Annotated in this window: 13 protein-coding genes; 2 read left to right on the top strand and 11 right to left on the bottom strand. The window is 48.7% G+C overall.

What is annotated here, in order from left to right:
* Positions 1–142 precede the first annotated feature (142 nt).
* Positions 143–1036, top strand: a complete 894-nt coding sequence (locus AACS05_RS06495) for a PocR ligand-binding domain-containing protein (protein ID WP_045441101.1) — start codon at positions 143–145, stop codon at positions 1034–1036.
* On the opposite strand, the gene cobA is transcribed toward AACS05_RS06495, so the two are convergent.
* Positions 1015–1803 (bottom strand): uroporphyrinogen-III C-methyltransferase, encoded by a 789-nt coding sequence (cobA, locus tag AACS05_RS06500; RefSeq protein ID WP_045441102.1) that lies wholly within the window; start codon positions 1801–1803, stop codon positions 1015–1017. The genes AACS05_RS06495 and cobA overlap by 22 nt on opposite strands.
* Before the next feature lie 405 nt (positions 1804–2208).
* On the opposite strand from cobA, the gene AACS05_RS06505 reads away from it, so the two are divergent.
* Complete coding sequence (locus AACS05_RS06505) at positions 2209–3117, top strand: LysR substrate-binding domain-containing protein (protein ID WP_045449505.1); 909 nt, start codon at positions 2209–2211, stop codon at positions 3115–3117.
* A 79-nt stretch (positions 3118–3196) separates the two neighbouring features.
* On the opposite strand, the gene cobO is transcribed toward AACS05_RS06505, so the two are convergent.
* The 10 genes from cobO to glmS all read right to left on the bottom strand — a co-directional run bounded on the left by cobO (position 3197) and on the right by glmS (position 14492).
* Entirely contained in the window at positions 3197–3799 is a 603-nt protein-coding gene (gene cobO, locus AACS05_RS06510; protein ID WP_045441103.1) for a cob(I)yrinic acid a,c-diamide adenosyltransferase, read from the bottom strand.
* Between the two features lie 9 nt (positions 3800–3808).
* Positions 3809–5461, bottom strand: a complete 1653-nt coding sequence (locus AACS05_RS06515) for a class I fumarate hydratase (protein WP_045441104.1) — start codon at positions 5459–5461, stop codon at positions 3809–3811.
* A 202-nt stretch (positions 5462–5663) separates the two neighbouring features.
* Complete coding sequence (gene glsA, locus AACS05_RS06520; RefSeq protein ID WP_045441105.1) at positions 5664–6665, bottom strand: glutaminase A; 1002 nt, start codon at positions 6663–6665, stop codon at positions 5664–5666.
* A 122-nt stretch (positions 6666–6787) separates the two neighbouring features.
* The gene (locus AACS05_RS06525) at positions 6788–8092 is read right to left on the bottom strand and encodes a dicarboxylate/amino acid:cation symporter (RefSeq protein ID WP_045441106.1); all 1305 of its coding nucleotides are present in this window, start codon (positions 8090–8092) and stop codon (positions 6788–6790) included.
* Positions 8093–8261: 169 nt separating this feature from the next.
* On the bottom strand, positions 8262–8579 hold the full coding sequence (locus AACS05_RS06530; protein WP_045441107.1) for a DUF4387 domain-containing protein: 318 nt from the start codon (positions 8577–8579) through the stop codon (positions 8262–8264).
* Positions 8576–9946 carry an acyclic terpene utilization AtuA family protein gene (locus AACS05_RS06535; RefSeq protein ID WP_045441108.1) on the bottom strand — a complete coding sequence of 457 codons (1371 nt, stop codon included), beginning with the start codon at positions 9944–9946 and terminating at the stop codon, positions 8576–8578. The genes AACS05_RS06530 and AACS05_RS06535 overlap by 4 nt, the downstream gene beginning before the upstream one ends.
* Positions 9947–9949: 3 nt before the next feature.
* Complete coding sequence (locus AACS05_RS06540; protein WP_045441109.1) at positions 9950–11191, bottom strand: methylaspartate ammonia-lyase; 1242 nt, start codon at positions 11189–11191, stop codon at positions 9950–9952.
* Positions 11191–12636, bottom strand: a complete 1446-nt coding sequence (locus AACS05_RS06545) for a methylaspartate mutase subunit E (protein WP_045441110.1) — start codon at positions 12634–12636, stop codon at positions 11191–11193. Before AACS05_RS06545 ends, AACS05_RS06540 begins: the two co-directional genes overlap by 1 nt.
* An 18-nt stretch (positions 12637–12654) precedes the next feature.
* Positions 12655–14043, bottom strand: coding sequence for a methylaspartate mutase accessory protein GlmL (glmL, locus tag AACS05_RS06550; protein WP_045441111.1), 1389 nt, complete (start codon positions 14041–14043; stop codon positions 12655–12657).
* A complete protein-coding gene (gene glmS, locus AACS05_RS06555; RefSeq protein ID WP_045441112.1) occupies positions 14043–14492 on the bottom strand; it encodes a methylaspartate mutase subunit S in 450 nt (149 codons plus the stop codon). The genes glmL and glmS overlap by 1 nt, the downstream gene beginning before the upstream one ends.
* Positions 14493–15346 lie beyond the last annotated feature (854 nt).

Consider the following 15346-nt stretch of genomic DNA (forward strand, 5'->3'; position numbering starts at 1 on the left):
TTAAGACGACACATTATTCATCTTGCAATTTGATCATAATCATCTTCATAAATAAGATTATTTTTTGCGGTAAGCATCATTCTTTCTTTAGGCTAAATTCTGCATATTACCGGCTTAAATATCATGAATGCCGGAGGAAGGCGTGCCGCTGAAAATTCAGGATGACTACTTGCAGAGTTTTTTCTCTATAGCTGAGATCTTCTCTGGTGCGACCGGATTAGCAACGGTAGTCGTTGATGTTACAGGTAAGGCAATATCTGATTGTCATGGCTTCAATTCATTTTGTTCATTAATGCGTACCAATGAACTGTATCGCCCGAGTTGTCAAAAGTGTGATAAGTATTGTGCTTTTGAGGGGTTAAAGCAGGTTAAACCCAGAATACTCTGCTGTTATGCAGGATTAAGCCTATTCTCAATGCCGTTAATCCATGAGGGCAATCTGTACGGCTTTATTATTTGTGGTCAGGTACGGGCAAAACATCAGGAATATAAAACAATTGTGATTGATGACAAACCACAATGGATGAATGAACCTCGGATAAAAGCTGAGTGGGAACGGGTTACTGTAGTGGATAATAACACACTGGTGGCATCGGCAAATTTACTGCGGTTTATTGTTGATAACTTTGAACATCAGGAACAACAGGTTGATGCTTCCTTCGGATCGCAAATTAATACTATTCGCCCATATTATACGGAGCTTTCTCGTCACGAGAGAAAACTATCAGCGGCACTTCGCTATATTGATGATAATTTATATGGTGAATTATCTCTGGAGACTGTGGCTGCGCACGTTTGTTTAAGTGCGAATTATTTCAGTCGTTTTTTTAAGAAACGTCAGGGTGTTAATTTTAAAACCTGGGTGAATCAGAAAAAAATGCAAAAGGCGGGGGAGTTATTGCACGACCCTGTTCATTCGATAGACAGCATTGCCCGGAAACTTCACTACGCACAAACCAGTTATTTTTGCCGCGTATTCCGGGCAGCCCATCAAACGTCACCTCAGTCTTTTCGTCACGCCAGACTCTCGCAGTAAAGGTTTTCCGGCAGCGTGATGGCTTCGGGAATAAAAGAGAGTCGATCGCTGAGGGTGACGACATCACCAATGACGATAAGCGCAGGTGGCACAACGTTTGCTTCCTGTGCTTTATTCAATAATGCACCGAGCGTACAGGTCAGGCGGCGCTGATTTTCCCGCGTGGCAGACATGATAACGGCGGCGGGCGTGTCTGCCGATTTTCCGCCCATCAACAGTTCTTCGCAGATAAATGCCAGGTTGGCGATACCCATCACGATAACCAGCGTACCGTTGAGTCTGGCTAACTGACGCCAGTCCTGCTGCTGGTTGCCTTCTCGAGTATGGCCTGTCACTACGTGAAACCCGGATGCGAAATCGCGATGAGTGACCGGAATACCGGCGCAGGCAAGGCCGCCAATGGTGGAACTGATACCGGGCACGACTTCAAATGGAATCCCGATCTCTACGAGTCCCTCAACTTCCTCAGCTCCACGACCAAAAACGTAAGGATCACCGCCTTTTAAACGCACGATGTTGTCATGCGTTTCAGCGTACTGAATAAGCAGTAAGTTGATTTCATCTTGTGGCACACAATGAAAGCCAGGGTTTTTTCCGACATTGACAAGTTTACACTCAGCGGATGCCCATTCCAGAATTTTAGGATTGACCAGACGATCGTAAATAATGACATCAGCTTGTTTAATGCACATCATCGCTTTGAGGGTGAGTAATGAAATATCACCGGGACCTGCTCCGACGAGCCAGACCTTTCCGAAAGTTTTCACATTGTGTCCTTTATCACGGCTAACAAAAAATGGCAGAAACTACATTGCGGAATGATTAAAAGCAGTCGTTTGCCCATAAGTTATAACGCTAAATTGTCCTAAATTATCGTAGGGACAATATTGATTAAACTCGCAAAGTTTTTTCTGCAATAAACAAGATAACATGAAAAATTATTAAGAACTTATTGGCACTATTTGCCTGGATTTAACCTTATTTAAATTGTGTTTATTGCTGTGCTTGAGTATTATTGGTTAATATTTATCCGCCGCCAGTGTGAGTAAATCATGGATTGGATCAATGACATCAATGGACAAAATAAAATATAACTCTCGATGCTCATCTGGGTGAATCGAATTATTTTTTATAAATTAAACTATTTTTGTACGCTGCATATGGAAGAGGTTATGAGAGGAAAAATACCCAAGACGGAGTTGCTGGTAACTTTTGAAGTGGTTGCGCGTCATGAAAGTTATACCCGGGCGGCAGAAGAGCTTGCTCTGACACAAAGCGCAGTTTTCCGCCAGGTTAATGCTCTGGAAGATTTTCTCAATACATCGTTATTTAATCATGCCAAAAAGCGCATTTTTTTAAATGCGGCTGGGAAACATTATTTAAGTATTGTTAAGGAAACGCTAAACAAACTTGAACGTGATACGACAACAATAATGACCTGGCAACCGACCGTGCAGGTTATCGAACTGGCGGTTAATCCTACCTTCAGTACACATTGGTTGATCCCCAACCTGCGCGAATTCAACAAACTTAACCCTGATATTATCGTTAATATCCATTCTTTGGCGAATATCGGTGATTTTCTCAATCGTGAGTATGATGCCGCGATCATGCGGGAAGATTTTTACTCGCCATGGTCAGAGGTTGAGTATCTTTTTGAAGAGGAAATTTTGCCGGTATGCAGCAGATGTCTGCTCTCTGAATCCAATCAGAAACTGGCTGTCGATGATCTGCTAAATGAGTTTACCCTGTTGCACCAAAGCACGCGTATCAAAGGCTGGCAGGAGTGGTTTGCGCTGTCCAATGTCAGTAGCCCACTGGTGAATAAAGGTCCGCGTTTTGATTTATTGTCGATGCTGATCGCCGCCGTGCGTTCTAATTTGGGCGTGGCTCTGTTACCCCGTTTTGCTATTCAGCACGATCTGGACAGTGGTGATATGGTCATTCCCTGCGACGTTCCTATGCGTACCGGGAACCGTTTCATTATGACGTGGCGTGAAGAAAAATCGGAATCCCTGCATTTACAGATTTTCCGCAACTGGTTATTGAATAAATCCGTGGTCTCTAAAGTGGGCTGCTGATACCGGATGATAACGCCGGTCTGCTATCTGAAGAAATGGTAGGCCGGATAAGCGAACATGTTATCCGGCAAAAGTCTCGTTACCAGTCGATCCCGACCTGTGCCTGAATACCACTATCAAACGCGTGCTTAACCGGGCGAATTTCACTCACCGTATCGGCAAGTTCCAGTAATTGCGTGTGGCATCCACGTCCTGTGACGATCACGCTCTGTTCTGCAGGGCGATTCTCGATAGCGCTGATAACCTCCTGCGTATCCAGATAGTGATAAGCCAGCATATAGGTGAGTTCATCCAGCACCACCAGGTCGTAATGTGCATCGGCTAGCATGCGCTTACTTTCCTGCCAGACCGCTGTTGCCGCCTCGATGTCGGCTTCCCTGTTCTGGGTTTCCCAGGTAAAACCGGTACCCATAATATGAAATTCAACACCGAGCGGCTGTAACGTGTTGTACTCGCCATTATCCCACTGGCCTTTAATAAACTGCGCGATGCCAACGGTTTTTCCGTGACCTACCGCGCGCGTTGCCGTCCCAAAGGCTGCGGTGGATTTACCTTTACCGTTGCCGGTGAAGACTATCAGAATTCCTTTCTTCTCCGTTGCCGCCGCCACGCGGGTATCAACCTGTTCTTTCAGTTTCTGCTGGCGCTGGCGGTGTCTGTCATTGTTGACTCGCGCTTCCATTGTTGCTCCTTATTTCCCTGCCGGACAGGTTGAGCAGCGATGTTGCTGTTCAAACTGACTGAAGAAGTTATTGCCTTTGTCATCCACCAGCACAAAGGCCGGCATGTTTTCGACTTCCATCATCCAGACCGCTTCCATGCCAAGTTCCGGATACTCAAGGCAGCGCAGGCTTTTCACGTACTGCTGTGCCAGTAAGGCTGCTGCGCCTCCTATGCTGCCAAGGTTAAATCCGCCATGCGTGTGGCAGGCATCGGTTACCTGCTTGCTGCGGTTGCCCTTTGACAACATGATCAGACTGCCACCCGCTGCCTGGAAGGCATCGACGTACCCATCCATGCGCCCGCCGGTGGTGGGACCCATTGAGCCACAAGCCTGATTATTTGGGGTTTTTGCCGGGCCAGCGTAATAAACGATATGGTTTTTCATGTACTCCGGCATCGGTTCGCCGTTATCCAGACGTTCTTTGATTTTGGCGTGGGCGATATCACGGGCGACGACAATCGGGCCACTTAGCGATAGTCGGGTTCCAATCGGCAGTGTGGACAGATCATGCAGAATGTCGCGCAACGGGCGGTCCAGATTGAGCTGTACGGTCTGAGCACCATTTTCTACGCGGTGAGAATCGGGAATGAATTTGCCCGGATTATGTTCGAGTTTTTCCAGCCAGATACCCTGTTTATTAATCTTGGCTTTAATATTGCGGTCAGCAGAGCAGGAGAGTGCCATAGCGATAGGGCAGGAGCCGCCGTGGCGTGGCAGGCGAATAACACGAATATCGTGCGCAAAGTATTTGCCGCCAAATTGTGCGCCGATGCCAAACTCACGGCTGGCATTGAGAAGAGTGGCTTCCAGTGCCGTATCGCGGAACGCCTGACCCAGTTCGTTCCCGCTGGTGGGCAGGTTATCGTAATATTTAGTTGATGCCAGTTTTGCGACTTTCAGCGCCTGATCGGCAGACAGACCGCCAACGACAAATGCAATGTGATATGGCGGGCAGGCGGCTGTTCCCAGTGATTTCATTTTATCAATCAGGAAGGCAGTGAGTTTTTCCGGTTGTAAAATTGATTTGGTTTCCTGGTACAGCGCTGCTTTGTTAGCTGAGCCACCACCTTTGTTGACGAACAGGAACCGGTATTCATTACCCGGGGTGGCGCTAATGTCGATTTGGGCGGGCAGGTTAGTCTGAGTATTGACCTCGGAATACATATCCAGCGGTGCGTTTTGCGAATAGCGCAGGTTGTTTTCCGTGAATGTGGCATATACGCCATGGCTTAATGCTTCGGCATCATCACACCCGGTCCAGACATTCTGCCCTTTGCTTGCCACAATGGTTGCGGTCCCTGTATCCTGGCAGTTAGGCAATACGCCTTTAGCCGAAACCTCTGCATTGCGCAGTAGCTGGAGTGCGACGTATTTATCATTACTGCTGGCCTGCGGATCGTGCAGAATACTGGCGATCTGTTTCAAATGTCCGGCGCGCAGGAAAAATGAAGCTTCATAAAATGCCTGCTGTGCCAACAGGGTTAACGCCTCGGGCGCAACCTTGATCACTTCCTCTCCGTCTAACTCTGTTACCGTAACGTGTTGGTTACTGAGTAATTCGTATTCTGTATTATCTTTACTCTGAACAAAGAGTTCCTGCCAGACAAATGGTTTAGACATAGTACTTCTCACCTTTTCGTGTTTTGCCGATACACGTCATCCTTCACGCTGCCTCTTTGTTGGCTGTCTGCGTTCACCCCAGTCATTTACTTATGTAAGCTCCCGGGGTTCACGTAGTTGCCGCTTTGATGCAGCTTGAATTATTTTGTGTATAAATTTCGAGCCTGATTTCAATACCAGATAAGCGTTATCTGACGTTGGCTTAATGCGCTAAAAAGACATTGGCTTTTGTCGCGTCGGCGACATATTCGATGGTTTTCTGGGCGCGAACGCTGTTGCCCGCTTCATCCAGCGGTGGGGAATAGACGGCAATCGCATATTCACCTGGGACGACCGCAACCATTCCGCCGCCGACACCGCTCTTTGCCGGGACGCCGACGGTGTACAGCCACTTACCACTGCCGTCGTACAGCCCGGCAATCGCCATTTCCGCCAGCACCTGAGGTACATAACTTTCATTCAGTAACTGCTTGCCGTTAAACGGAGATTTACCTTTGTTGGCGAGTACGGCACCCATTTTGGCCAGTTGCTCAACGGTGATATCCACGGAACACTGACGGGTATAAATTTCGACGGCTTCATCCGTGTTGCCATAAAAGCTGTTATAGGATTCCATCAGTTTGGCCAGTGCCTGGTTGTGCTGATTGGTCTCCATTTCGGATTTGAAAACAGGTTCGTTAACAGTGAGACTTGCATCTGCCCACGCGTTCAGGTTGTCGAGGATTTTGTTCCAGCGGTCGGTTTTATCTTTGGCTTCAATCAGGCTAACGGTGCTCATCGCGCCTGCGTTAACCAGTGGGTTTTCCGGCGCGCCTTTGGTCAGTTCGACGGCTAAGCCTGAATTGAATGGCATGCCGGTGGCATTGGCACCGAGTTTATCCAGAACAACCTGAGGGCCGTGCTGTTCCATGGCGAGCGCCATGGTGAAAACTTTACTCAGTGATTCCATCGGGAATGCTTTTTTAACATCGCCAACCTGGAAGATTTTTCCGTCAACCGTTGCGATGGTGATAGCAAAATTGTTGGGGCTGTAGGTCGCGAGGGCAGGGATATAGTCGGCGACTTTTCCGTCATTGTTACTTTTGTATTTCTGATGCGCCTGTTCGATAAGTCTGGCGTAGTCCGGCGTGGTTTGCGCGAATGTGGTTGCGCTAAATAATACGCTGAAGGAAAAAATACCCACGCCGAGAAGAGTTTTATTCATGGTGCATTCCTGTTGGTGTGCTCATCATGGTGCTGGAGGGCGGCTTACCACCTTCCGGCTTACGGGTTATTAACCGTCTCGAAAACCGGATAGCGCGGCCGCTATCCGGTTTCACTGTGGTATTAAGACAAAGCAACTTCCGTTTCGGTAACCGGGCGTTCCTGTTCCGGGGTTTTTACTGGCGCAGTGCCGCGACAACCCTGGCCGAAGTGTTCGCCTTCCCAGCGACCCACAATGGCAGCACCCATTGCGTTACTCATTACGTTAGTGGCTGAACGACCCATATCGAGGAATGGATCGACGCCCATCAGCAGGATCAGACCGGCTTCCGGAATGTTGAACTGGTTCAGGGTTGCGGCAATAACCACCATAGAGGCACGAGGCACACCCGCCATCCCTTTAGAGGTCAGCATCAGGATTAGCAACATGGTGATTTGTTCGCCCATGCTCAGCTCGATATTGCACGCCTGGGCAATAAACACGGTGGCAAATGAGCAGTAAGCCATGGAACCGACCAGGTTAAAGGAGTAACCGATAGGCAGAACAAAGCTGGCGATTTTTGAAGAAACGCCGAACTTTTCCAGTTTATCCAGCGTGCCTGGGAAGGCTGCTTCAGAACTGGAAGTGGTAAAGGCCAGCAGAGCAGGTTCGAGGATGGCTTTAGTCAGACGGCTGATGCAAGGACCGACGATCATAGTCGACAGGCCAATCAGAATTGCCCACAACATACCCAGCGTCAGGTAGAACTCACCCATGAAGATCCCGGCGCTAACCATCACACCCAGACCACGTTCGGCAATCAGACCTGAAATAGCGGCAAAAACGGTCAGAGGTGCGAACAGCATTACGTAGCCAGTCAGCTTCAGCATGACGTGGACCAGTGAGTCGAGAACCTTAACGATAGGCTCAGCTTTTTCGCCAATCGCAGCCAGGCTGCAACCCAGGAAAATCGAGAACACGACGATCTGCAGGATTTCGTTACGCGCCATCGCATCAACGATACTGGTCGGTACTGCGTGCGAAATAAATACCTTCAGCGTAAACGGCTCTGACTTAACGGCGGCGACAGCGCCGACATCATGCGGAACAAAGTTGATGCCTGCGCCCGGCTGGAAGATATTAACAATAACCAGACCCAATGCGATTGACAGCAGTGAGGCGCAAATAAACAGGAAAAAGGTTTTGGAGAATATACGTCCCAGCGTTTTTGCATCACCCATTTTGGCAATGCCGACAACCAGAGTTGATATAACTAATGGAGCGATAATCATTTTCACCATACGTAAAAATATAGTGGTGAAAATGGAAATATCTTGAGCATATGATTTAGCTGTTTCAGCTGCGGCCATATTATTGATGAGCACCCCGGCAACCATGCCGAGTAACAGGCCTAATATGATCATCTTCGTTAAACTAATTTTCTTCATGTTTACTCCATCGGATAAAGGCTGGTAATTGAAATTGTGTAGGGTGGCGAGCACCTGAGCCTGGACAGCAGCTCAGATGCACGCCTGTTGTGACCAACCGCATGAATAATTCGAAGCACTGTGATACAGCTGAATTCTGTGCTCCAATGGCTGTTATTGTGTTTTTTTGTTACAGATCGAACTCAATACTTAATAATGGAGCGTGTTGTTGCGCACCATAAACATCATTGTCACCGACATTGCCGGAAATAATATCGCGCGGCATGACGATTTTTACTGCATTCGCTGGGTCGAACCACACAATATTATGAATAAAGTCAGGTTTGACATTATATAACCCAGCAATAAGTTGCGGTGTTAATTGCTCCGAGGCTTTTACTCGCTGATAGTCTTCCCTGGTTTTAAATAAAATATCTAATACCAGTTCATACGGTCCGGCGTTTTTGGAGCGAATTACTTGCGCCAGTGAGCAAATAGACTGTTTCATGCCTGAACTCCTTCTGGCGTCACCTGTTCAATGTGGAAATCAAAACGCAGTGCATCGCTTGCTTCAATCAGGTGATAGATTGAGAACTCATACACAGGCCCACTCTGAATGTCAGATGGTGAGAACGGGAAGGCGAGGTTGCCCGCAGTCGCAATACGATTTTCATAGCCGTAGTGCAGCAACGTAGAACGCACCAGTGAGCAAACGCTGTTGGCGATATCCTGGGTTGGCGCGACCACGTCCAGTAAAATCCCCAGCTCATGACCGGCAGTTTTCATCGGCTCATGATTGCCCATCACGCCGTTCTTACCATACAGGTGGAACGTCATGCGGATACTGTCGTCATTCAGTGAAAGGTTACGTGCCACGCTGGCCTGTACCTCTTCAAGAATGGTGTCGATACCGGCAATCATAATCGGATCGCGCGTTCCGGCGATGGTCAGGCAGCGGAAACCAACCTGACGCGCACCTTCCAGTTTCAGCGCATACGGTGTCTCTTCATGACGCGAACCGCTGACGTACACTTCACCTTCATTAACCGCTGTAAAGGTACACGCTTTCAGGTTCAACACGCCGCCCGGTCCCGGCAGGAAGTACGGATCTGACTTCTCATACAGGGTGTGTGCCGCAGCAGAAGTTTCAGTGAACTTACGCTTCGGATTGAACGCTTTCAGCGTAAAGCCGTTGTCGTCGATGATTCCCATCGCACAATCCGAGCCAGAACCCGGGGTGGCGGCGATGGCAGCACACTCAAGGATCTTACCGCAATGAAGCGCCAGACCTTCATCAAAGCCTTGCATAATCGGCAGTGCAGCGAAGCATGCCGGATCGTAGGCTCGTCCGCCCAGTACAACCTGTGCACCGGCTTTCAGTGCGCGCTGGAAAGGCTCAACGCCCATCTGTGCAACGATGTAGGTGCTATCTTCGATAGCTTCGTGAGTCAGTTCAGGCACAAAATCCAGTGCGGTGATTTTGCCGTTATCCAGGGCCTGATGAACGACTTCTTTGTCGACATCGGACGGGATCAACGCCATGGAGAAAGACAGTTTTTCTTCCTGGGCGATCTCATGGATTATCTGGCGACACCACTCCAGGTGCGGAGCTGCGCCGGAACCACCGGCGGTACCGATCACGACCGGGATGTTATTCTTAACGCCTGCCACGATCATATAGCGCAGATCGCGTTTCACACCGGCCCTGTCAGTGAAAGGCTTACCTGCCCCCAGGTAGTGGGGGCCAGGATCGGAGGAGCCTGCGTCAACAGCAATAAGATCCGGCGATTCTTCCATGGCTTTACGAAAACTCTCTTCCGGGAAGCCATAACCCAGAATAGCTGTAGGCGATAAGATCTTAAATGTGCGAGCCATTTCTTAATCCTTAGTCTGCAACAACGCGATGGTGCGGTTCATTTCGTTAAACACGATGTTGAGACCTTCATCGAAGCCCATACCCGGTTTGATCAGCATGCGCATTGGACGCGCAGCCAGCGCGACATGTACGCAGGTGCGAGCACTGATCTCGGTTTCGTTACAGGTTCCGCCCTGGTAGGCTTCCATTGCGTGTTTGTTACAGTAGAGCACGGCATCAACAATGTTATGAATGCCACCGAGATCCGGAGTTTTGATCTGCACCATGTGGCAGCTGCCAGCATCAGTGAAGTCCACGATATCCTGATAGGTGTTACACCATTCATCAGCAACGATTTTTACGCCGGATCCCAGACGGGTCAGTTCTTTGGTGATTGCGGTCAGCATGCGGATTTGATCCGGCTTGTTACCAGCATCAACCGGACCTTCAATGTACAGCGGCAGACCTTGTGCTTCTGCTTCCAGGCTGGCGATGTATTCGGCGCAACGAACCGGGTCCATATCAAAAATCAGACCGATAGTGCCGTACACATCAATATGCAGCGTTGGGTGATAACGATCGCTGGTACGCAGGCTTAAGATGCGGTTAGACAACCAACGCACATACTCACGCAGTTTTTCGCCTTTAAAGCCCAGCTTCTCTTCTACGTTGTTGATCAGCGCATGCGGCAGTACGTCCACGCCTTTGAGGATCATTTTGTCGACGGCGATATAACGGTCATCACCGCTTTGACCAAATAATGGAATTGCTTCCGGTACACATGGCAACTGCCATTCATCGCAAACAACTTCTGTTTTCAGGCGTCCTGTGGCCAGTGCTGCGGCATCAAGCAACGCCTGAGACAAACCGTAACGTACAGCGGTATGCAACAGATGACCGTCAATACGCAGTTGGTCAAAGAAACGGGCGTTCGGTAAGAACGAATCTACGTCACGACCTTCCAGCAGCGGTTTGATGTGATCGTTCAGGAAAGGAATGAAGTTCTCAGCCAGGAACAGTGGGTCACGACCGCCTGCACCGGAGTACTGTACGGCCGCGCAATCACCAACGGCCACCGCGCCGTTTTCCAGAATCAACTGCACTGAAACGCATTCACCCGCCTGACGAACAGAGGTAAACCCAGGCGTCACCGGAGAGCCGGTATAGATAAACCCATCGTGACCAGCTCCGTCTTTAATAGCTTGCTGATCGTCAAAATAAAATGAGGAGTAGCCAGCGGTGAAAAGGGCCTGTTTAATTTTCATTATGGTCTTCCTATTAATTTACTGTGGGATACGGCGTTGATGTCATCAATGACCATCTGGAAAGAAGGTTTACGACCTTCAAAATGTGCGCGCTCTGCGACGTAGTCGTGGTGCAGGGCGAGAATATCTTTCGGCAGCGGAACCGCACCGGCTTCGAGAATACGGATTGCGCCAGTGTTATCACGAACTGGCAGGATTTTGCCGGCGTTACAGGCGGCAGGGGCGAAAGGTACATCCAGCACACCGGCTTCAAAAGCCAGTACGGTGCCGCGTGCAATGTCGCCATTACCCAGCTCGAATACTCTTTTCAGTACCGCGCGAACTTCGCTCTTAATCAGATCGACTTCCTGCTCTACAGCTGCGCATTGCGGGAATTTCTGGTCGCTGACCATGTTGAGCATCTGGCGTGAAGCTTTAAGTCCCTGGGCATTAGCCGCAGCAGTTGGGATACCGAACGCTTCATGCGGGCTTTTGGTGATGACTTTAGTTGCACCGGACATACCTGCAACCGCAGCACCCCAGGCGATAACGGAGAACGCTTTTGCTTCATCTTCCGGGAAACCGCCCATCCACTGGTGGAATACGGTGCTCAACTCGTAATCATCGAAGCCATAATTCTGGAAGTATTCGTGGGACAGTTCACGCAGAGCCTGAATCGCCGCGATATCCTGAGTCAGGCTACCCACCTGGCCGTAACCGACGGTAATGGATTTCACTCCTTGTTCCAGCGCCAGCAGACCTTCGATAATCGCGACCGAGTGAGACATAAACGGCGGGATCAGGGTGCCGGTCAATGGGCCAAACGGCTCGCGGTTAATACGAATGCCGTTTTCTTCGTACAGCCCCATCAGACGGTCGCAGTACTGCCAGTCACGGATGGATTTTTCCAGGGTGACACGTTTGGCATAAGGGATGTTGTAGGAGATACCACCGCCTTCGTAGCTGGTAAAGCCACTGGCCATCGCGATCTCTGCCAGCAAGCGTGCATCCGGGGTACCGTGGCGAACCTGGATAGGTTTTTCCAGCGATTCAGTCATACGGCGGCAGGCAGCAACCCCGTGATTGACCACCGGTAAACCATTAAGCTTGGAGGTTCCTGCTTCGATGGATTTCTGGATCCCGACGGCAGCTTCTTCATAACGATTCAGACGGGTATAGGCATCGATGGTACTTGGCAGAAGGTCGCACTCTTCCTGCAAGGTTTTGAGCAACTCAATGTGCTCATCCATTAATGCAACACCTGCACGTGGCTGGCTCAGGGTTTTACCTTCCTGATCGGCCTTCAATAGCGCGAGGGAGAAGCGTTTTTTATCTGGAATTGCTTGCTGGTATTTCACGCCATCTTCGAAGTTCTCAACGTCTTTGCCGGTTTCCCAGGTTTGCAGCACCTGATGCCTTTCGGTCATGAATTCGTCATGGGTCAATTTTTTATTTCGAAGTTCCATTCGTAGCTGCCTTAATTGTTATAGGGTTAAACACTGAATGCTGGTGCGAGCTGCGGCTTGCGGGTACAGCCTGGCGACGTTTGCCAGTAGCGGGAGCAGGCCATTTGAATCGCGGTAATACTCAAACTGATTAGGTAACAAAATTCTTTTACCCTGGTCGTCCAGCTCCCGGTATTTGAGCCAGTTATGAATATCGAACTGGCTGGCGCGCGAGAGCCATCCACCTGAACCGACAACTTTGCGTACGGTGGTGAGATCGCGACCCATCTGTAAATCCACGTTACCTACGCAGGTACAAACCTGCTTTTTAGTGCCCGCGTGGCGCTCAGTGGCATAGCCCACGCACAAACCTGCCAGCAGAGTGTCGAAATATTTCTCCTCCTCGCTGAGTGGCAGGTAATCCGGATGCCCAACCAGATGACGCAGGTAGCGATAAAATGCTTCCTCACGTTGTGGCTGCTGGGCAAAGATAACTTTCACCATATCCTGCGTGCTTTCTCCGACCACGACGGCGGAAACGCGCATTCCCAAATCGCCTTCAACGGTACGTTTGACGAAAGGTTCAGGAACACCATGCAGGACGGTGTCGGGAGAGAGGATATTCGCGCTGGCTGAATAGACGTCCGTAGTGGCGCCGCCCATATCAATCAGCATGAATTCTTTCCATGCACTGTCGTAATCGCTAATCGCTTTTACCAGTTCATAGACTGTCCACGGCGTCGGCATGGGTTCTTCGCCGGTTTCTCCAACGATGACGTCCAGACCTTTGCCTTTAACGATGCGAGACAAGAACACATCACAGATAGCCTGACGAGCGGCAAACGGGTTCGGGTGATCGAGATCCGGCAGAATGTTATCTACCGTGGTCAGATCCTTATGCCCCAGAATCGTCTGTATATCGTCCTGGATGTCCCGGTTTCCGGCGTAAATAATGGCGCAGTCAAGCGTGGACTCTGCCAGCGCATGCGCATTAGCCAGGCCGTAGCTTTCTTCACCACCATCCGTGCCGCCGGTAAACAACAGGATGTCTGGCGGTGATGACTCCAGCTCCCGAATGTCATGGCGGTTCAGCTTGTATGAATAATATTGCGCGATTTTTGCTCCTGCCGAATGAGCGGTAACTTTCGCCGATTCCAGCGTAATGGAAGGCACCAGCCCCATTGCTGCAACGGCGAGCCCACCTTTGGCAGACGAGGAGTATTTCAACTGCACTTCACCACTTTTCAGTAACGGGCGAGCATCGGCAACATTCAGCACCTGATTCAGGCTGGCAAAAAAACCGTCTGCCAGATGATGTGTGGTGGTTGGGGTCAGGACATGGTTTACCAGGGTTAATTCCTCTCCTTCATGCGCGAAGAGGGCTGCCTTGGTCCATGTCGAGCCGATATCGACAGAAACTGTTTGCATCAGATGGCCTCTTCAAGGCAACGCTGTTCGAGGCCATTATGTTGATGGATATCATTGGTGATAAGCGCACAGACATCTTCGAGATCGTGACTTGGTGCGAAGACGCGGTTAAAGCCCATCTCTTTAAACTTCATTTCCACTTCGGCGAAGTCATGCTTACCTACGACCAGGTTGCCGCCGACATAGAGCAGAATGTCGCCGAGGCCGCGTTCGATGCAGCGCTCACGTAAACCGAGGCAGTCGATATCACCGTGACCGTAGATGGATGACACCACGATGGCGTCGGCACCGGTTTCAATCGCAGCATCAATATATTCATCCTGACTCACCATCACCCCAAGGTTGATTACGTGAAAATCATGAGCAGTAAAAACGCGATCCAGAACTTTATTGCCTACTGCATGGCAGTCAGCACCGATGACGCCAATAACAAGTGTAGATTTCTTCATGGGTAATCCTCTGTAGGGCTGATGGTCAATAAGTAAAAATTATTTTTTAATATTTAAAGCATGGATTGTGGCAACCTCTTAATAGGATTGGAGTGTCTGTGTAAGCGAAAAAGGAAGCAATTGATCTATTTTCAAAATAACCTTCATAAAATGATTGTTATATTTCATTTTTAATAAATGGCTTTAAAAACAATGCATTGCGTTTTGTTTCTTGAGGTTTTCTTAATTTGTTTGCGAATTCGCTAATAAATGACTTGCTATGTTTGTGATCGAAATCTTATTTTGTTGTGAGTCTTTTTTAAGTGTCGTTTTAAATAATTTAAAAACTTATGCTTACTAAATAACTTGTGAACAACCTAACGGTTTTTTATTTATTGATCTTATATGTCAAAAATATTATTTGTTAAATTTAAGATAAAAATGATAATAGATTGTTCAGAACATATTTAATCTTTGGACCATATGCGCAAAAGGGGAGGGAGTGATAACTTGCGGTGATGATTCGGACAGGAAAGCATGGCATTTGAGAAGGGGAGGTATCTTCATTGAGGTTGAGAATGCAGTGAGTTTCTCTTCCAGCTGAGATAGTTACATTTGGGTGTTAATTATAAGTAAAATTAAAATGAATAATTTGTATAAATTTAAAATTCCACGACTTGCTAAAAAAAATCTGTGAGCTACCTAACAATAGTTACTCTTTATCTGCTACCGCATTTTGCCGTCTGAGCTGGTTAAAAGATCGTGTAGATTTAAATAAATAATCTATCATTTGTAGTAACGGCAATTACTCATTGAAAAACAAATCGTTAACATGATATTTACTAGTTACTCTCGTGGTAAACATTGTTAACATT

Origin of the sequence: Citrobacter sp. S-77, from assembly GCF_963864895.1 — a bacterium.
Taxonomy (GTDB): Bacteria; Pseudomonadota; Gammaproteobacteria; order Enterobacterales; family Enterobacteriaceae; genus Citrobacter; species Citrobacter murliniae.